The 18,608-nt window shown below is 74.9% G+C and carries 17 protein-coding genes; 5 read left to right on the top strand and 12 right to left on the bottom strand.

All coding sequences use genetic code 11. The features are described from left to right. Positions 1-30: 30 nt before the first annotated feature. Positions 31-1,305: a phosphopyruvate hydratase gene (gene eno, locus VF202_05170; protein HEX7039483.1), complete on the top strand. Its 1,275-nt coding sequence runs from the start codon at positions 31-33 to the stop codon at positions 1,303-1,305. Continuing rightward, positions 1,302-2,753, top strand: coding sequence for a pyruvate kinase (gene pyk / locus VF202_05165; GenBank protein HEX7039482.1), 1,452 nt, complete (start codon positions 1,302-1,304; stop codon positions 2,751-2,753). The genes eno and pyk overlap by 4 nt, the downstream gene beginning before the upstream one ends. Before the next feature lie 416 nt (positions 2,754-3,169). Here pyk and rplI read toward each other — a convergent pair whose 3' ends face one another. The 11 genes from rplI to VF202_05110 form a co-directional block, all read right to left on the bottom strand. Further along, positions 3,170-3,619, bottom strand: coding sequence for a 50S ribosomal protein L9 (gene rplI / locus VF202_05160; GenBank protein ID HEX7039481.1), 450 nt, complete (start codon positions 3,617-3,619; stop codon positions 3,170-3,172). Further along, positions 3,616-3,888, bottom strand: a complete 273-nt coding sequence (gene rpsR, locus VF202_05155; GenBank protein ID HEX7039480.1) for a 30S ribosomal protein S18 — start codon at positions 3,886-3,888, stop codon at positions 3,616-3,618. Before rpsR ends, rplI begins: the two co-directional genes overlap by 4 nt. Next, positions 3,889-4,716, bottom strand: a complete 828-nt coding sequence (locus VF202_05150; protein HEX7039479.1) for a single-stranded DNA-binding protein — start codon at positions 4,714-4,716, stop codon at positions 3,889-3,891. Between the two features lie 32 nt (positions 4,717-4,748). Then, positions 4,749-5,117: a 30S ribosomal protein S6 gene (gene rpsF / locus VF202_05145; protein ID HEX7039478.1), complete on the bottom strand. Its 369-nt coding sequence runs from the start codon at positions 5,115-5,117 to the stop codon at positions 4,749-4,751. A gap of 309 nt (positions 5,118-5,426) precedes the next feature. Further along, the gene (locus VF202_05140; protein HEX7039477.1) at positions 5,427-6,437 is read right to left on the bottom strand and encodes a hypothetical protein; all 1,011 of its coding nucleotides are present in this window, start codon (positions 6,435-6,437) and stop codon (positions 5,427-5,429) included. 152 nt (positions 6,438-6,589) lie between these two features. Further along, a complete protein-coding gene (locus VF202_05135) occupies positions 6,590-8,200 on the bottom strand; it encodes a hypothetical protein (protein HEX7039476.1) in 1,611 nt (536 codons plus the stop codon). Next, entirely contained in the window at positions 8,197-9,042 is an 846-nt protein-coding gene (locus tag VF202_05130) for a hypothetical protein (GenBank protein HEX7039475.1), read from the bottom strand. Before VF202_05130 ends, VF202_05135 begins: the two co-directional genes overlap by 4 nt. A 169-nt stretch (positions 9,043-9,211) precedes the next feature. After that, the gene (locus VF202_05125) at positions 9,212-9,820 is read right to left on the bottom strand and encodes a hypothetical protein (protein ID HEX7039474.1); all 609 of its coding nucleotides are present in this window, start codon (positions 9,818-9,820) and stop codon (positions 9,212-9,214) included. 14 nt (positions 9,821-9,834) lie between these two features. Next, positions 9,835-11,553: a nitrilase-related carbon-nitrogen hydrolase gene (locus VF202_05120; GenBank protein ID HEX7039473.1), complete on the bottom strand. Its 1,719-nt coding sequence runs from the start codon at positions 11,551-11,553 to the stop codon at positions 9,835-9,837. Positions 11,554-11,723: 170 nt separating this feature from the next. Next, positions 11,724-12,290 carry a cysteine peptidase family C39 domain-containing protein gene (locus VF202_05115; protein ID HEX7039472.1) on the bottom strand — a complete coding sequence of 189 codons (567 nt, stop codon included), beginning with the start codon at positions 12,288-12,290 and terminating at the stop codon, positions 11,724-11,726. Between the two features lie 71 nt (positions 12,291-12,361). Then, positions 12,362-14,371, bottom strand: a complete 2,010-nt coding sequence (locus tag VF202_05110; protein ID HEX7039471.1) for a heavy metal translocating P-type ATPase — start codon at positions 14,369-14,371, stop codon at positions 12,362-12,364. Between the two features lie 214 nt (positions 14,372-14,585). On the opposite strand from VF202_05110, the gene VF202_05105 reads away from it, so the two are divergent. Continuing rightward, the gene (locus VF202_05105; protein HEX7039470.1) at positions 14,586-15,641 is read left to right on the top strand and encodes an endonuclease/exonuclease/phosphatase family protein; all 1,056 of its coding nucleotides are present in this window, start codon (positions 14,586-14,588) and stop codon (positions 15,639-15,641) included. A gap of 47 nt (positions 15,642-15,688) precedes the next feature. Here the strand turns inward: VF202_05105 and VF202_05100 are convergent, their stop codons facing one another. Beyond that, positions 15,689-15,838 (bottom strand): lmo0937 family membrane protein, encoded by a 150-nt coding sequence (locus VF202_05100; protein ID HEX7039469.1) that lies wholly within the window; start codon positions 15,836-15,838, stop codon positions 15,689-15,691. Between the two features lie 393 nt (positions 15,839-16,231). Here VF202_05100 and VF202_05095 point away from each other — a divergent pair, with 393 nt between their 5' ends. Both VF202_05095 and VF202_05090 read left to right on the top strand, forming a co-directional pair. Next, entirely contained in the window at positions 16,232-16,474 is a 243-nt protein-coding gene (locus VF202_05095) for a heavy-metal-associated domain-containing protein (GenBank protein HEX7039468.1), read from the top strand. Positions 16,475-16,623: 149 nt separating this feature from the next. Beyond that, a complete protein-coding gene (locus VF202_05090; protein HEX7039467.1) occupies positions 16,624-18,522 on the top strand; it encodes a cation-translocating P-type ATPase in 1,899 nt (632 codons plus the stop codon). Positions 18,523-18,608 lie beyond the last annotated feature (86 nt).

The following is an 18,608-nucleotide window of genomic DNA, read 5'->3' as shown; positions in this document are numbered from 1 at the left end:
CCTGGCCGGGGCCAGGTCCCGGAGGTGACGATGACGATCATCGAAGACGTGCGCGGCCTCGAGCTGCTCGACTCCCGCGGCAACCCGACGGTGGGCGCGGTGGTCACGCTCTCGAGCGGCGTGCAGGGGATGGCGGCGGTGCCGTCGGGCGCGTCGACGGGCGCCCACGAGGCCGTCGAGCTGCGCGACGGGGGCGAGCGCTACCTGGGCAAGGGCGTGACGCGGGCCGTCGCGAACGTGACCGAGCGCATCGGCCCCGAGATACTCGGGCTCGACGCGCTCGACCAGCCGGCGGTAGACGGCGCGATGCTCGCCCTGGACGGCAGCCAGAACAAGGCCGAGCTCGGCGCCAACGCGATCCTCGCCGTGTCGCTGGCCGTGGCGCGGGCGGCGGCCGAGACCGTCGGCACGTCGCTCTTCCGCTACCTCGGCGGCAGCAACGCCAAGGTCCTGCCGGTGCCGCTGATGAACGTCATCAACGGCGGCAAGCACGCCGACAACGCCGTCGACATGCAGGAGTTCATGCTCGCCCCGTTCGGCTTCCCCGACTTCGCGACGGCGCTGCGCGCCGGCGTGGAGACGTTCCACCACCTCAAGAAGGTCCTCAAGGGGCGCGGCTACGACACGAACGTCGGGGACGAGGGCGGCTTCGCGCCGGCGCTGAAGAGCAACGTCGAGGCCGTAGAGCTACTGCTCGAGGCGATCGAGAAGGCCGGGTACCGGCCGGGCGAACAGATCGGCATCGCCCTCGACCCGGCGTCGACCGAGCTCTACGAGGACGGCGTCTACCACCTCAAGGCCGAGGGGAGGCGCCTCGACTCGGACGAGATGGTCGGCTTCTGGGAGGACTGGGTCTCACGCTACCCGATCGTCTCGATCGAGGACGGCCTGGCCGAGGACGACTGGTCCGGCTGGGCGAAGCTCACGGAGCGGCTCGGCGGCAGGGTCCAGCTCGTCGGCGACGACCTGTTCGTGACGAACGTGCGCCGCCTGCGGCGGGGCATCGAGGAGTCGGTGGCGAACGCGATCCTCGTGAAGGTCAACCAGATCGGCACGCTCACCGAGGCCATGGACGCCATCGAGCTGGCCAAGGCGGCGGGCTACCGCAACGTCATCTCGCACCGCAGCGGCGAGACCGAGGACACGTTCATCGCCGACCTGGCCGTGGCCGTGAACGCCGGGCAGATCAAGACCGGCTCCGCCTCGCGCTCGGACCGCGTGGCCAAGTACAACCGGCTGCTCGCCATCGAGGCCGAGCTCGGCGGCAGCGCGCGCTTCCTCGGTAGGGCGGCGTTCCGGTCGTGACGCTCCAGGGCCCCGACATCAGGCGCAGCACGAAGGTCGTCGCGACGCTGGGACCGGCGAGCTCGTCGCCCGAGGTCGTGCTCAAGCTCCTCGAGGTCGGCGTCAACGTCTTCCGGCTCAACTTCTCGCACGGCAAGCGCGAGGACCACCGCAACGTCGTCAACATCATCCGCCAGACGGCCGACCACATCGGCGCCTGCGTGGGCATCCTCCAGGACCTGCAGGGGCCGAAGATCCGGGTGGGCGTGTTCGCGGAGGGAGCCGTCGAGCTCGTCGAGGGCCAGGAGTTCGCCTTGACCTGCGACGACCCCTCGCCCGGCGACGCGACCCGCGTGGGCGTGACCTACCAGGGCCTGTGCGGCGACGTGAAGGTCGGCGACGTGCTGCTGCTCGACGACGGGCGCCTGTCCGTGGAGGTCGTCGCCCTCAGGCACGGCGTCATCACGACGCGCGTGCTGGTGGGCGGTCGCCTCTCCAACAACAAGGGCATCAACATCCCCGGCGCGCAGCTCTCGATCCCCGCCCTGACAGACAAGGACGTCGAGGACCTGAAGTTCGGCGCCGAGCTCGACGTCGACTGGGTGGCCATGAGCTTCGTGCGCAACCGCGACGACCTGCTGCTGGCGCGCCACTACCTCGCCCGGGCGGGCTCACAGGCCCGCCTGATGGCGAAGATCGAGAAGCCGAGCGCCGTCGACCGCTTCCCCGAGATCCTCGCCGAGGTGGACGGCATCATGGTCGCGCGCGGCGACCTCGGCGTCGAGATGCCGCCCGAGCGGGTGCCGCTGATCCAGAAGCGGATGATCAGGGCGTGCATCGAGGCGGGCAAGCCGGTGATCACGGCCACCCAGATGCTCGAGTCGATGGTGCGCAACCCCACGCCGACGCGCGCCGAGGCCTCCGACGTCGCGAACGCGATCTTCGACGGCACCGACGCGATCATGCTCTCCTCCGAGACCGCAGTGGGCGACTACCCCGTCGAGGCGGCCAGGATGATGGACCGCATCGCCAGGTCGGTCGAGGCCGACGACAACTACCGGCGGATGATGCACGAGCACGTGCCGAAGTCGGACGCCACCACAGCCGACGCGGTGGCGTTGGCGGCGGTCGAGATGGCCTACAACCTCGACGCCAGGCTGATCGTGACGTTCACGTCGAGCGGCACGACCGCGCTGCGCGTCTCCCGCAACCGCCCGCCCACGCCCATCCTGGCGATCACGCCCAACGCGCGTGTCGAGCGTCAGTTGGCGGTGGCGTGGGGCGTCGTGAGCTACCTGACCGAGGACATCCACAACACGGACGAGATGGTCGAGACCGCGACACGAGCGATCGCCGAGAGGCGCCTCCTCGAGCCGGGCGACCGCTACGTGATCACGGCCGGCGTGCCGTTCGGGATGCGCGGCACGACGAACCTGATCCGCGTCGAGAGGTACCGCCCGCCGCAGTGACGGCCGGGCGCGGCAGCGCGGACCGCGCGCCGCTCGTGGCGGCTAGGTCGCGTGAAGCGCAAGCGAGCTCGGGTGAGCCGCGCCCCGCCGCGGCGTCGGGTCAGTAGACCACCCGCGCGCACCGGAGACGAGGCACGTGCGCTGCCTGTGTCGCGCCGCCACGTTCTTGGCCGCGCGCCGGTCCGCGACGTCGCCCGTCGCGCGATGTTTCACGTGAAACGTGGCCGCCCCGCGGGGCGGCCACGCTGACCTCCGGCTCGAGAAGGGTCCGCTCTACGGACCCTCAGGGAGGCGGCCCGTGGCGGTTCCGGGACCGGCCGCTGCCCGACTCGGGGACAGACCTACGCCGACCCTGGGGCCCTTTGCGTCCGGCTCGAGCTCCGGCCCATGGCCGGTCCGACCGGCCCGCGTCCGGCTCAGCCGATCTCGGCGACGACGTTGACCTTGATCGGGATCGGCACCTCGGGGTGCGGGCGGTACACCACCTGATGCTCACCCGTGGTCTTGATGGGCTCGCCGAGCACGAGCTTGCGGCGGTCGATGTCTACGTCGTAGGTGCTCTTGAGGGCCGCGGCGATGTCCTTGTTGCCGACCGAGCCGTAGATGCGGCCCTCGCCGGCGCGCACCTGGATGTTCAGCTCGGCGTCCTTGAGGATCTCGGCGAGGCGTTCAGCGTCGGCCTTGCGTTCCGCGAGCTGCTTCGCCCTCTGGGCGAGGCGCGCCTGCAGCTCGGCCTGGTTCGCCCTGGTGGCGGGTAGCGCCAGCCCCTGGGGGATCAGCCAGTTGCGCGCGAAGCCGTCCTTGACGGTGACGAGCGCGCCGGCCTCACCCAGCTTGTCCACCGGTTCCAGCAGGATGACGTTCACTTCCGGACCAGCTTCTCCGTGATCGGGATGATCGCGAGCATGCGGGCCCGCTTGATCGTCAGCGCCAGCCTGCGCTGGTACTTGGCACTCACCCCGGTGCGACGGCGGGGCAGGATCTTGCCGGTGTCGCTGATGAAGCGCCGCAGCATCTTGGCGTCGTGGTAGTCCGTCACCTCGAGCTCACCGGAGGTGAACGGGCAGACCTTCGGCCGCCGGCCGCGACGACCGCCGCCGCGGCGGCGCTTCGACTCTCTCGCGTCTCTTGCCATCTAGAAGGGTAGGTCCTCTTCTGGTGGGAACTCTTCGTCGATGTCCAGCTTCGACGTGCTCGCCTGGGCGACCGCTTCTTGCTGACGCGGCCGGGTCCCGACCCCACCTGTGCCGGGACCGCGAGTGAGGATCTCGACGCGCTGCCCTTCCACGCGCGTCGTGAACCTGCGGTTGCCTTCCTTGTCGGTCCAGGAGTCGTTGACGAGGCGGCCGACGACGAAGACGGGGTCGCCCCGCTTCAGCTCGCCGGTGGCCTCGGCCAGCTCGCGCCAGACGTTGACGTCGACGTAGCTGGTCCGCTCCTGGTCCTCGCCTCCGCGACCGCGGAAGCGCTCGTTGACGGCCACGCTGAAACGCGTCACCGCGCTGCCGTTGGGCGTGTAGCGCAGCTCGGCGTCGCGGGTCAGGTTGCCGATGATCATCACCTGGTTAAGGGCGTTGCGTAGGCGCTCCTGCCCCCTGGCGTCGACGACGGTCGCGTCGTCGCCCCGCGGGCCGAAGGTCAGGACCTCGACGCGGTTGGCGTTGACGTCCAGCGCCGAGCGCTTCTGCCCGTCCTGCGACTCCCAGGTGCGGTAGTTGAGGCGCCCCTCGACGAACACGGGCGTGCCGGCCTGCAGCTGGTTGACCATCTGCTCGGCCTGGGCGCCGAAGAGCGTGACCCGGTGGTACCAGGCCAGCTCGCGCTGCCGTTCGTCGTCGCCGATCACGTGGTCGTTGCCGGCGAGGTTGAGCTCCAGGATGGCCAGCCCGTTCTGCGTGTAACGCATCTCGGGTGCCTGCACCAGTGTGCCTACCAGGTAGACAGTGTTCAGTCCTCTAGCCATGGAGCTCTCCTAGGGTGCGCGCGGCGCCTGCCTCAGGCGCCTGCCGCGGCTTCGGCAGGCTGCTCGGCGGGACGCTCCTCCGCCGGCGGCGCCTTCTTCGTCTTCCACTCGGGTCGGTCCTTGACGACGAGCACACGCATGACGTTATCGCGCTGGCGCAGGGCGGCTTCGATGGTCTTTGGAGCCGTGCCGGGCAGCATTACGCGATAGATGAGATAGTGCCCCTCGTTGAACTTGCGGATCTGGTACGCCAGGCGGCGGGTGCCCCACTCGTCCAGCTCGACGATCTCGCCGCCCGCGCGCTCGACCTGAGCGGCGACGGCGTCCTTCTCCGCCTGGAGCTGTGTCTCGTTCAGATGCGGTACCAGTATCACGTTGAGGTCGTACTTGGCTTTGTTCATCAGCACCTCCTTCCGGTTGGTGTCTGCGCGTCCCCCGGCCGGAGGGCCGCCTCGGCCGCTGGATCGGCGGGCGACGACGCGGCAAGCTAAGAGTCTAGCACGAACGCGCGGTCCCGCGCACCGAGCCGTCATCGACGTGTTCGGCGACGCCGCGGCTGCGGCGCCGAGGACGGGACCTCGCGCCGTCGCGCCAGGTCCGTGGCGGCGCCCCTCCGGTACCGATGCTCCGCGCCCGCCGCCGCGCCGTCCTCGACGTGCGGCGCTGGGGCCGCCGGTCCCAGCCCTGCGGCCGACCGGCGCTTCTGCCCGTCACCGTCGCCACGCCGCCTGCCGCAGCGGCTCGGTGAGCCCGACGCGGCGCTCGGCGCCGCCTTGCACGTAGCTGAACGTCGGGAAGGTGAGGAGAAGGTCGGGCGGTCGGCTGAACGACCAGGTCCCGATGGCGACGAGCGCCGACGAGTGCGGCTCGAGCACGAGGCCGAGGTCGTCCGCGTCCTCCATGAGGAGCGGCGGCGTGGGCCCGTCGGGGAGCCAGTACGGGCGCACGGGCGGCGGGCCCATGTCCACCTCGCCGCGAGCGCCCGCCTCGCTCCAGCGGCGCAGGGCGTCGAGCCACTCCTGCCAGTGCTCCACCCGCCCGACGCCCACGATCACGCGCCCGTTCGCGACCCCGTCGGGAGCGTAGCCGACCGCCTCGATCGTGACCGGCTCGGTGCGCGCGTGGAACAGGAGCACGCCCAGGACGCCGGTGTGCGCCGGCTCGGGCACGAGGTAGACCGTGAGGGGCAGGTCGTCTGAGGCGGGAGCGTCGACCCTGGCCACGCCGAGCGCGCCGACGTCCCACGCCGCCTCCTGCCAGGAGCGGCAGACGACGCGGGCGCGCGTGTAGGTCGCGGTGGCGTCGGCGTCGTCGCCGGTCGAACCCGCCTCGCCCACCAACCCAGACCCGACGTCGAGCACCCGCACCGGCCCCGAGCTCCCAGGCAGCGACACGACGGCCGCGGCGCCCAGCGGGAAGGTGAGGGGCGGAGGGCGCCGCCCGAGCAGCGCCGCCGGCCACGTGCCGCCCTCGAGCGTCGCCCGGGCCGGCGGGTCGCCGGCGGGGCACGGGGCTGCCTCGAGCCACACCCGCGCCTCGCCGGGCGCGACCCAGCCGTAGTAGGCGCCTCGCTGCGCAAGCGACGGGAGCGCGGCATCGCCGGCGGCCCCCGGCCGCGCGGCCAACGAGGCGAGGGAGGCGGGCCGGCCTCGCCCCGGAGGCCCCAGCCCGAGCGCGACGGCCCCCGCGGCCAGGGCGAACGCGGCCAGGACAGGGGCCAAGGAGCCGGCGAGCCGAGACGGGGCGGACCCGCGTGGCCGCCCGGACGGCCGGCGTCCGGCCCGGCGCCCTAGGGCGCGTCCCCCTCCGGCGTCCGGAGCGCCCCCCTCGAGGCGGGGAGCGCCCGCCCCCGCCGGGTCGGGGACGCCAGCGGTCATGGCCGCGAGCCCGCGCCCGCCGCGGGCAGCAGGCCGCAGTGCCGGGCGACGTCGATGGCCGCGGCCAGCTCGCCGAGGCGCCCCAGGGCCGCCTCGAGCCTCAGCTCCGCCAGCGCCAGGTCGTCGGGCGGCGCGAAGTGCGGCCAGTCCGGGGCCCAGGGTGTGGAGGCGAGGCGCTTGGCGTCGGCCACGGGCAGGCGCGGCGCCGCGTCCAGCAGCGTCCAGGCGAGGGCCCGCTCGCTCCGGGCGCGCTCGGCGCGGGCCGCGCGGAGGGCGCGGAGGTAGGCGCGGGCGTCGTCCGCGGCGAGGGCGAGCTCCTCGTCCAGCTGCTCGTCCGGGTCGTCCAGGGGCGTCGGCACGCTCCGCCCGGGCGGCCACGACAGCTGCAGCTCCTGCGAGACGCCCGCGGTGCCGACCTCGGCGCCGAGGCTGCCCCCGATCGGCCAGCCGGCGGGCAGCACGAGAAGCGCCGCGACCGCGATGGAGCCGGTGGTCCCCGTGCCGGGCGACCCGGGTACGCCGACCGGCGCCCCGAGCACCGCGTCGTTCTCGAGGCTCCCGGTGAGGGCCACGCGGAGGTCGAGGGCCTCGTCGCTCGCGGCGACGCGCAGCGCGTGGTCGTGGCGCGCCCTCGCCACCAGCACTGCGGTCGAGCCGTCGAGGCAGGCGTCGACGGCCTCCTCCAGGGACCTTCCGGTGCCGTCACCCGCGCGGTCGCCGAGGGCGTAGGCGGCGACGAGGACCGCCTCGAGCTCGGCGACGTCGGGAGGGGAGAGGGACGCTCGCGGGCCGACGACGGCGGGGTTGCCGGCCGCCTCAGGCGCGCCCGCGCTGGACGCGGCGAGCGTCGATCCCGGCACGCCGCCGCCCAAGGGGCCGGTCGCCGGCGCGTCGCGACCGAGCGCGCGCCTCAGTCGCGCGGCGACGTCCTCGCGCACGCCCGCGAGCCAGACGGCGGCCTCCCGGGCCCGCAGCGCGGCCTCGTACCCCACGCGTTCGTCGGGAGGCAGGCGCAGGGGCTCCGTCGCCTGCACACCGACGGGCTCGGGGCCGGGGAGCCACCGCGCCGCGGCGTCGGCGGCGGGCGACAGCACCGCCAGGGCCGCCAGGTCGTGGAGGAACGCGGCCAGTGCCGCCTCGCGGGACGCGGCCGCGTACAGGTTGCGCAGCTCGACGTCGGCGGCGGCGACGGCCGTGCGGGGCGCCGCCGTGGCGTCGAACAGGGGCACCTCGAGGTGGACCCCGAGCTCGAGCTCCGGGCCGCTCGCGGCCAGGTCGAGCCGCTCCCGCAGCGACAGACGCGGCGCCATGTCCAGCTCGGCCGAGACGAGCGCCTCCCTGGCCGCGGCGAGCGCCGCGCGCTCCGCTGACGGCGTCGTGTAGGCCTCGGCGAAGGCGGCGAGGTAGTCGGGGAGGGAAGCGAGCGGCGGGGCGTCGCGCGCCGCGGTCGTGGTGCCGTGCGCGGCGCTCGCGGCGCCGTCGTCGGCGACGCTGGGCGGTGGCGGCTCGCCTGCGGCGACGAGCGACGAGCCGACGGCGAGGACGGCCGTGAGCCATGCGGGCGCGAGGCGCGCGGCGCCGCGCCGGCGCGAGGGCGGCGGGCTCACGGGTCGTCGACGCCCCAGGTCGTCGTGTAGAGGTCGAAGCGCAGCGTCCGCAGCTCCCCGCCCTCCTCGACCACGAGCGCCGGCTGGACGGCGGCGGCGCCGGCGTCCTGGGAGATCCGCGCGGCCGGGTCGACCACGATGCCCAGCCTGAACGTCTCGCCGGGAGCGAGCTCGACGTCGAGGTCAGCGGTGATCGGCTCGAGCCCGGCGAGGCTCGCCGGACGCCCGTCGCGGGGGAAGACGAACGGCTCGAGCGCGAGCCGCCTCAGCTCCGCGAGGCCCGCCAGCCGCACGACCCGCACGACCGAGTCGCCCTCGTTGACGACGCTCAGCTCCATGTAGGCCGCCGGCGGGTGCGTGGCGTCGGGGCCGTGCTCACCGCGGCCGATGCGGTCGATGGCGTACTGGGCGCGCAGTCCGCGGCCCGTGTATGCCGGGGCCGCCGGCCTGTGGAAGGCGACGCCGACGGCCACCTCCTCGACGCTGTCGCCGCTGCGGAAGCGCAGGACCACGGTGCCGCCGCAGGTCTCGCCCGGCGCGGGCGCTGGCGCGGAGGCGCCGCGCACGTCGAGGTCGAGTACCAGGTTCCGGGCCTCGGCGTCGCGCCGCACTCCCAGCGGCACCAGGCAGCCGGAGTCGGTCTCCGCCGTAACGCTGTCCCAGGCGCCCAGCCGCGGCGGCGGCAGCGCGACCTGCGCCCTGAAGACGCCCGTGTCGCCGCCGGGCGAGAGGGCCTGGTGGTGGACCGCGACGAGGCGCGGCGTGCTCCCCGGCGCGTCTCCGGGGTCTCCCGCCTGCGCGGCGGCGGACCCGGCGAACGAGGCCGCGAGCGCGAGGACCACCGACGCGGCGGCCGGCAGGCGCGGCAGGCGCGCCCCTGGCGCCGGACGCCGCGCGGCGCGGTGAGGGGACTCGGCTCGACATGACGACCTGGCCATCTGGCACCCCCGACGGCGAGCCGGGGGACGGCCCGCGCGGCGCGCGAGCCGTCCTGAGGCTTGCCTTCCCACTTCAGTTGCCGTAGACGGTAACCGGCGTGTAGCGGGACCACAGTCGCTCCTGGCGGCCGGTGTCGCGCACCCCTGTGTCTTCCGACGACCCGTCGCTGAAGAGCTCGTACAGCGCCATCGTCACCGTCGTGACCTGGCGCATGTTGCCCTTGTAGATCTTCACGCGCCAGCCAGGGTCGAGCGTGCCCGACATCCGCACGCTCGCCGAGCAGTGGTAGACGGTGCCGATCTCCACGCTGAACCCCTTCTCGATGCCGACGCCGCCGGACACCCAGCGGTAGCGGCAGTTGTCGCTGGCGGTCACCTGCCAGGGCAGCGGCTTGTAGCCGTAGACGTTGGAGACCTCGGTGAATATCGAGTACGAGAGCTGCTCGGCGGGGCCGTCCACCTGCCTTATCGGCCGCCACTCCTTGCCGATCGCGCGGACGGGCTCCGGCTCTTCGGGCTCGTCGTCGTCGCACTTGGAGATGCACCCGCCGCCGGTGACGCTCGTCAGCTCCGAGGCGGCCAACGGCGCGAGGCCGAGGCCCGGGGCGGCGCGGCCCACGGCGTGACTGCCCCACAGCACCGCGACCGAAGACACGAACAACCAGAGAAGTAGACGCTTCATGCAGGCTCCTTCCGCTAGAGGGCTTGGGCCGGTCCCTTGTCCGCGTCGCCTCCTCTCGACAGGGCGGCGGCGAGGCCGCCCGTGAACATCGCGTTGATCGCGCCCAGCCAGTCGCCGAGCGCGACGTACGTGGTGGCGCCGTCGCCGGGGCGGACGACCGCCCGCAGCGAGCCCGCCTCGAGGGCCGGCAGGCGCGCGGCCACGCGCCCGGAGGGCTCGACGACGGCGGATGGGCCCGTGTTCGCGGCCAGCACGACCGGCGTTCCCGTCTCGATGGCGCGCATGCGAGCCGCGCGCAGGTGGAGCTCGGGGACGTCGGAGCCGGCGGCGAAGGCGTCGTCGGTGATCACGACCAGGACGCGAGCGCCGGCGCGGACGGCGGCCCTGGCGTCGGACGGGAACAGGGCGTCGTAGCAGACGAAGGGGGCGAGCGCCACGCCGGCGACGGTGACCACGGCCGGCGCGCCGCCGGCCGCGAAGCCGCTCTCGCCGATGGGGACGAGGCGGAGCTTGGCGTAGGCGTGACGCACCGCGGAGCCGTCGTAGAGGAACGCGGAGTTCGTGCGGGCGCGGCCGCCCAGGAACCCGACCGCCGGAGCGCCGAACAGAACGGCTCCCGCGCCGCCGAACGCCGCGGAGACCTCGGCGGTGACGGCCGGCAGCTCGCCCGAGTCCAGGGGCCCGGGCCAGGCCGCCTCGGGCAGGACGGTGAGGTCGGCCCGCCCGACGGCCAGGGACGCCAAGCGCCCCACCAGCCGGGCGCGCGCCGCGGGGAAGCGCGAGGCGGCGAAGTAGGCGGCGTCGGGCAGGACCGGCTGCACCACCGTGACCCAGAGGCTAGGTGGGGCGGGGAGCGGCGGCGCTGCGGAGACGTTCCGTGAGCCGGGCGCCGCTGAAGCCGCCGGCGCGCCCAGCGAGCCGGAGGTCGCCGAGCTCGCGTCGCCGGTTGAGCCGCCGGCGACGGGGCCGCCCGTCGGGTAGTCGGGGGCGACGGGACCGCCCGCCGGGTAGTCGGGGGCGACGGGACCGCCCGCCGGGGAGCCGCCTACGACGGGACCGCCGGAAAGGTAGCCGCCGGTGACGGGACCGCCTGACGGGTAGCCGCTCGTGGCGGCCGCGAGCAGGGCGACGGCCGCGGCTGCTCGAGCGCGGCGTGGGAGGCGTCGCCCGTGAGGCGAGAGTCGCCGAGAGGGCCGGCGATCGCGTAGGCGCCTCGTCCGGCGCGCCGCCACGACCGCGACGGCGACGCAGGCGTTGCAGAGAAGGACGACGTGGCTGACGGCGGCCACGGAGCCCAGGCGCGCCAGCCGCGCCGTGGGCAGGTCGACCTGGCTGTAGCCGATGAAGCCCAGGGGCAGGGCGTAGACGCCGAGCAGCTCGGGCCGCGACGGCAGCCACTCGGCGGCCGACCAGAGGCTGGGGAGGACGAGGAGCGTGAGGGCGGCGGCGCGGAGCGGACCGAGACGCCGCGCGAGCACCCGGCGCAGGCGGACGGCGAGGGCGCCCACCGGCAGGTACGGGACCGAGGCGAGGAGCGCGGCCGCGAGGTGGCCGCCCGGGAACAGCGCCTCGGCGGCCTCGTAGGCCACGCTGCCGAGACCAAGCGAGGCGACGGCGGCGACCACCGCGCCGTGAGCGGGCCGCTCGGCCTCGAGCACGGCGAGGAACGCGGGCACGTAGGCCACCAGCGCGAGCGCGCCGAGGCCCCACGGGCGCGAGGCGGCGGCCGCCATGACGGCCGTGGACGCGGACGCCACGAGGGCCGTGGCCCAGAGCGCCGACGGCGCGTCGCCGGCGGGTACCGCGCGCCGCGCCGCCCGCGACGCGCGTCCGCGGGGTCTCCGGCTCCGGCGCCCGGTGGAGCGGGCCGCGGGCGACGCAGCGGAGCCGGTCGCACCCACGCTCACACCCCCTCCCAGCGCGGGGCGACGGGTCCCTCCAGCAGGAAGACGCGGCCGGAGTAGTCGCGCAGCAGCGCGGCTGCCGGCGCGGCGACCGGCCCCGCCAGGGGGTCGGCGACGACCGCGTGGCCGCCGCCGAGCGCGACGACGGCCACGAAGTGGCCCGCGCCGCCGCGCTGCAGGTGCGCGACGAACGGCGCTCGCAGGTTGGCGAGCCGTTCCCGCGGCACGGCGTGCCAGGTGCCGGGGACGCCGTGCAGCGAGGCGAGGCGGGCGAACTCGGCGAGCGTCACCCCGCCGGGGCCCAGCGCGGCCTCGGCGGTCACGAGCTCCAAGGGGACCGGGCGGCCGGCCCACGACGCCAGCGTGGCCACGAGCGCGGGTCCGCAGTCCTCCTCGCCCGCCTGGCGCACCACCGTCGGGCCCTCGAGCGCCACGGGCTCCACGGCCCAAGACCGGGTGGAGCGCGCACCCGCCCAGGCGGGTGCGGCGAGAGCGAACGCCGCGAGCCCGCAGGCCGCGGCCGACAGGAAGGCGCGCCGCTGCGGGGCGCGGGGGACGACGGACATGCCGGCAAGCTAGCCGGGCGGCCGCCAGGCTCGCCCCGACCCATGGGGGAGCTGCCTAGGGGCTCTGGGAGCTAGCCGGCCGGTGCCGCCGTCGGCGCCTCGGCGAGGCGCCCGGTGCCGCCCCGCCCGGTCCGCGGCTGCCAGCCGAGCAGCCGCAGGCCGTTGAGGACGACCAGGATCGTGCCGCCCTCGTGCCCCAGGACCCCGAGCGGCAGCGGCAGGCGGCCGAGGAGCGTGAAGACGACCATCAGCGCCATGATCCCCAGCGCGAAGTAGAGGTTCTGCTTGATGACGCCGTTCGCCGTCCGGGCCAGGGCGTGGGCCTGCGGCAGGCGCTCGAGGTCGTTCGAGAGCAGGGCGACGTCGGCGGCCTCCAGGGCGGCGTCGGTGCCGGCGGCGCCCATCGCGACCCCCACAGAGGCGGCGGCCAGCGCGCCGGCGTCGTTGACGCCGTCCCCCACGAAGGCCACGGTGCCCTCGCGGCCGAGCTCCGCCACGCGCTCGACCTTGTCCGTCGGCAGCAGGTCGGCGCTCACGTCCTCGGGCCTGATGCCCACCGCGGCGGCCACGGACCGCGCGGTGACGGCGTTGTCGCCGGTCATCATCACGACGCGCTTCACGCCGGCGTCGCGCAGGGCCTGCAGGGCGCGCGCGGCCGAGGGGCGCACGGCGTCGGCGACGCCGATGAGCCCGAGGACCTCGCCCTCCGCGCCGGCGCCGCGTCCGACGAACGTCAGCGTGTGTCCGCCCGACTCGAGCCGCGTCGCCGCCTCCCTCACCTCGTCCGGCAGCGGCACCTCGAGCTCGGCGGCGAGCTTGGCGTTGCCGGCCCAGTGCCGCACGCCGGCCACCTCGGCCACCACGCCCTTGCCGGGCACCGCCACGGTGCCGACGGCGGGCGGGGCCGCCAGGCCCGCCGCCGCCTCGACGATCGCCTTGGCGACGGGGTGCTCGGAGCCGCTCTCGACGGACGCGGCCAGGCCCAGGAGCGCCTCGCGTCCCACGGCGAAGGGCACGACCTCGGTGACGCGCATGCGCGCCTCGGTGAGGGTGCCGGTCTTGTCGACGGCGACGATGTCCACGCCGCCGAGGTCCTCGAGCGCGGCGCCGCCCTTGAACAGCACGCCGAAGCGCGCCGACCGGGCCAGCGCCGAGAGCACCGCCGCCGGCACGCTGATCACGACGGCGCAGGGGCTGGCGACGACGAGCAGCGTGGCGGCGCGGTACAGGGCGTCGTCGCGCGGCACGCCGAGCAGCAGGAACGCGCCCAGGGCCACGACCGAGCCCACCAGCACGAGGACCGTGTAGCGCTGCCCGAACCAGTCGCTGAAGCGCTGGCTCGGCGAGCGCTGGGACTGCGCGACGGTGACGAGGTGGATGAGGCGGGCGAGCGTCGACTCGGACGCCGGCTTCGTGACCCTGACCTCGAGGACCGCGTGGCCGTTGACGCTGCCGGCGAACATCGGGTCGCCCGGCTCCTTGTCCACGGGCACCGACTCGCCGGTGATCGGCGACTGGTCGACGTGGCCCGCCCCGCTCACGACGACGCCGTCGAGGGGCACGCGCTCGCCGGGCCGGACGAGGATCACCTGGCCGACCCGCACGTCGGCGACGGGCACGACGCTAGTGACGCCGCCCTCCACGACGTTCGCGGTCTCCGGCCGCAGGTCCATCAGCGACGCCACGGCGCGCTTCGTGGTGCCCATCGCGTAGCCCTCGAGCGACTCGGCGAGGCTGAACAGGAACAGCAGTATCGCGCCGTCGCGCACCTCGCCCACCAGGGCGGCCGCGGCCGCGGCGAGGACCATGAGCATGTCGATGGAGAGCCTGCCCCTGGTGAAGAGCCTGCGCAGGGCGTCGCGAGCGGCCGGCACGCCGCCGGCCAGGTAGGCCGCGGCGAACCCGAAGGTCCAGGCGGCGCCGGCGCCGGTGGACAGCCAGGCCCCCTCCCCGCCGAGCCAGCCCCCGATCAGGCCGGCGACGAGGCCCAGGGCGGTGATGCCGGTGTAGGTGAGCTCGCGCCGCACCTTCGCCCGTTCGGCGGCCAGCTCCTCGGCCAGGCGGGACCCGGGTGTCTGCATGACCCCACTCTATCTCGGAATCATTCCGATTTCAAAGACGGGAACGCGTTCTCATGTGCGCTGGGGGCCGCAGCTGGGAGCTCCCACGTCGTGACCGCGGGCCCGTCCTCGCAGGTCCCTCGCTGCGGTGATCCCAGTCGGCGCCGTCGCGGCGGGCATCGTGATCGGGGCCCTCGAGAACAGCGTCCGCGGCGCTCCGCGGTAACCTCTGGCGATGTCCGAGGCCCGGCCCTGGCGCGCCTTCCTCGTCGTCGTCGCCTACCTGTCGCTGCTCCCGGCAGTCGTCTGGTGGGTGGCCCACGGCTACCTCGGCGACACGCGCTGGTGGATGTTCGTTCTCAACAGCGTCGCTCCCTACCTGTTCCTGCCCGTGCCGTTCGTGCTGCTCGCCGGGCTGCGGTGGCGTCGCTGGGGCCTCTTCGCGGCCGCCACGGTGCCGGCGGCGGTGTTCCTCACGCTCTTCGGTCAGGCCCTGCTGCCGCGCGAGGTGAAGGTCGAGCCGGTGCCGGCCGGCACCCCGACGCTCACCCTCCTGACGTTCAACCTCCACGCCGACAACGGCGACCCCGAGGCCGTCGCCCGCGCGATCCTCGCAGCCGACGCCGACGTCGTGGCGCTCCAGGAGCTCTCCGTGACCATGGCCGAGGGCCTGAGGGCGCTGATCGGCGAGACCTACCCCCACGACGACCTGGTGCTGGCGAGCGGCTGGGACGGCCTGGGAGTGTTCAGCAAGGTCCCTCTCACGCCCCTGCTGAGGCCCCTCGAGGGCATGGGCCGCCGCAACCCGCAGCTCACGCAGGTGAGCCTCACGTGGGGCGACGTCGTGCTCATCAACGTCCACAACCTGTCGATCCCGCGCACGCTGCCCGACTGGCCCAGCGAGATCGCGTACACGACGCGCCAGCGCGAGCGCGTCGCCGAGGGCATCCGCCGGTTCGCCCTGCAGCGCGATAGGCCGCTGATCGCCGCCGGCGACTTCAACACCACGCCCCGCAGCGCCGCCTACGAGACGGTCAGCTCGGTGCTGTCCGACGCCTGGCTGGAGGCCGGGTTCGGGTTCGGGCAGACGTTCCCCGGAGGGCCGCTCAAGCCCACGCCGTTCGGGATACCGGTACCCAACTGGCTCCTGAGGATCGACTACGTATTCCACTCCGCGGAGTGGCGGGCGGTCGACGCGCGCATAGGTCCGTGGGACGGCGGCTCGGACCACCGGCCGCTGCTCGTGCGCCTGGCCTACGTGGGCGAGGCGCGCGCGGCCGGCCCGGGATAGGGGCTAGCGTGCCGGGGCGGCCCGCCGCGCGCGAGCCGCCCCGTCGGTCAGACGGGTCTGCGTCCGGTGAAGAGGTTGATCAGGATGACGATCAAGCCGACGACGAGCAGCACGTGGATGAAGCCGCCTAGCGTGTAGCTGGTCACCAGGCCCAACAGCCACAACACCAACAGGATGATGCCGATGGTCACGAGCATGGGGCGTTACCCCTTTCCCCGGCGTCGGGGCCGGAACCCGTGGAACGCCTCGTCCGGCAGCGTTCGTAACTAGAGGATAGGCCCGGGCATGAGAGCCTCCCCAGCCGGACATGAGGGCCGTCCCCGCGCCGTGACGGTGACGGGTGTCCGCGTCGTGGCGCGCCTCGACGGTGGGCAGGCCCTCCCCGCGCCGTGACGGCGACGGACCGCCGGCGCTGGGACGGCCGCGGTCTCCATCGGCGCACGGGCAGGCGCCCGACCGCGCGACCGCACGCCGCACGGGCCTTGACCGGCGTCAAGGACGCGGGGAGGGGCCCGCGGCTACCTTCGTGGCCGAGGGCGCCGCCCCACGGCCTCGCGCCGGCGGGGGCAGGGCGCCGACCGGAGGCAGCGGTGGATACGGGAGCGCGCAACGAGGTCACGAGGACCGTGCTGCGGGCCGAGGGGCTGTCGTGCCCCTCGTGCGTGGCGAAGATCGAGAAGCAGGTGGGCCGCCTGCCGGGCGTGAGCGAGGTGGCGGTGCGGTTCAACTCGGGCCGCATCGAGGTGGCGCACGACCCGAGCGTCGCGAGCGTCGAGGACCTCGTCAGGGCCGTGGCGCAGGTCGGGTACACGGCCAAGCCGTCGCCGTTCTGACCCTGGCGCCCGGCTGGCGCCGGCCGGCCGCCGCGTCGCTGCTCGCGGCCGGCGGCTACGTCCTAGCCCACGCCCTCGGCGGGCCCGCCGCGTCGGTAGGCTCGTCGCTGCTCCTGGCCGCCGCCGCTCTGGCCGGCTGGCCGGTCGCGGTGCAGGCGTGGCGCGCGCTCGCGGTCCGCGTCGTAGGCATCGACCTCCTCGTCAGCGTGGCGGCCGTCGGCGCCGTCGCGATCGGCGAGCTGTGGGAGGCGGCGGCCGTCACGACCCTGTTCGCTGTGGGCAAGGCGCTCGAGGGCGCGACGCTCGACCGCACCCGCGGCGCGCTCCGCGACCTGGTGGCGTCGGCGCCGGAGAGGGCTGTCGTCGTCCGCGGCGGCCGCCAGGTGGAGGTGCCGGCGTCCGAGGTGAGGCCGGGCGAGACGGTCGTCGTGCGCCACGGCGAGAGGGTGCCGGTCGACGGCGTCGTGGTCGCCGGCTTCGGCGCCGTCGACGAGTCGTCGATCACCGGCGAGTCCGTGCCGGCCGAGAAGACGGGCGGGGAGCGCGTGTTCGCCGGCACGGTCGCGGTGTCAGGGCTGCTGCGCGTGCGTGCCACGGGCGTGGGCGCCGACACCACGCTGGCGCGCATCGTCCACCGCGTCGAGGAGGCCCAGGACGCCAAGGGCCGCACCCAGAGCTTCATGGACCGGTTCGGCCGCTGGTACACCCCGGCGATCATCGGCCTGTCGGCGCTGTCAGCCGTGCTCACGCGGGACGTCGAGCTGGCGCTCACCCTCCTCGTGATCGGCTGCCCCGGGGCGCTGGTGATCTCCGTGCCCGTCTCCGTGGTCGCCGGCATCGGGCGGGCGGCCCGCGACGGCGTCCTCGTCAAGGGCGGCGAGACCTTGGAGGCGCTGGCGCGCGTCGACGTCGTCGCCCTCGACAAGACCGGCACGCTCACGCAGGGCCGGCCGCGCGTGGTCGCGGTCGAGCCCGTCGACGGCGTCTCGCCCGCCGACCTGCTGCGCTTCGCCGCGCTGGCCGAGGCGGGCTCTAGCCACCCGCTGGCGCGGCCCGTCGTCGCTGCCGCCGAGGAGGCGGGCGTCGCGCCCGGCGACGTGCCAGTGGAGGCCGAGACGCTGCCCGGGAAGGGCGTCGTGGCGCGCGTCCACGGGCGAGAGGTGGCGGTGGGCAGCCCGCGCTTCGCGGCCGCGGTCGCGGCGCGGGCCGCGGCCATCCCCGAGCCGAGGGCCGTCGAGGCCGGGCCGCTGGGCCAGCCCGCGGTCGTCGGCCACGCCGTTCCCGGCCCTGCCGCCGTCGGCGTGCGCGACGACGGGGCCGCGCCGACACGAGCGCCGGCCGCCGACGCCACGGCCCTGGTCTCCTCCGAGGCCGAGCTCCTGACCGCCGACGCCATGGCCCTCGCCTCCTCCAAGGCGGAGCTCCTGTCCGCCGCAGGGCACACTCCCCTCGTCGTGCTGGTGGACGGGGCGCCCCTCGGCGTGATCGGGGTGGCCGACCGGGCGCGTCACGGCGCCGACCGCGCCGTGGACGAGCTGAGGCGCCTGGGCGTGCGGGAGGTCGCGATGCTCACGGGCGACGCCGAGCCCGTCGCCCGCGCCGTGGCCCGCGAGGTGGGCGTGACGCACGTCCGCGCCGGCCTGCTGCCCGAGGACAAGCTCGCGGTCGTCGCCGCGCTGCGCGCCGGCGGGCGCGGCGTGGCGATGGTGGGCGACGGCGTCAACGACGCCCCCGCCCTGGCCGCCGCCGACGTGGGCGTGGCCATGGGCGCCGCCGGCTCGGCCGTGGCCGTGGAGACGGCCGACGTCGCCCTCATGTCAGACGACCTGCGCAAGCTGCCGCACGCGATCCGCCTGGCGCGGCGCGCCGCCGCGAACCTGCGGCAGAACGTCGCGTTCGCCGTGGCCACCGTCGTGCTGCTGCTGGTCGGCGTCGTGGCCGGCGGCGTGACGATGTCGCTCGGCATGCTCGTCCACGAGGCCTCGGTGCTGCTGGTCGTCCTCAACGGCATGAGGCTGCTGCGGCCGCTCGGCCCCGCCGGCTCCTGACCGGCCGGCACACGTCCCCCACCGGCCGTGGCGGTACGGGTTCGACGAGATATCCTCCGCGAGTCCTTCGCACTGCGGCTCTCGAA

Source organism: Trueperaceae bacterium (assembly GCA_036381035.1).
GTDB lineage: Bacteria > Deinococcota > Deinococci > Deinococcales > Trueperaceae > DASRWD01.
This window is presented reverse-complemented; position numbering and strand designations above follow the sequence as displayed.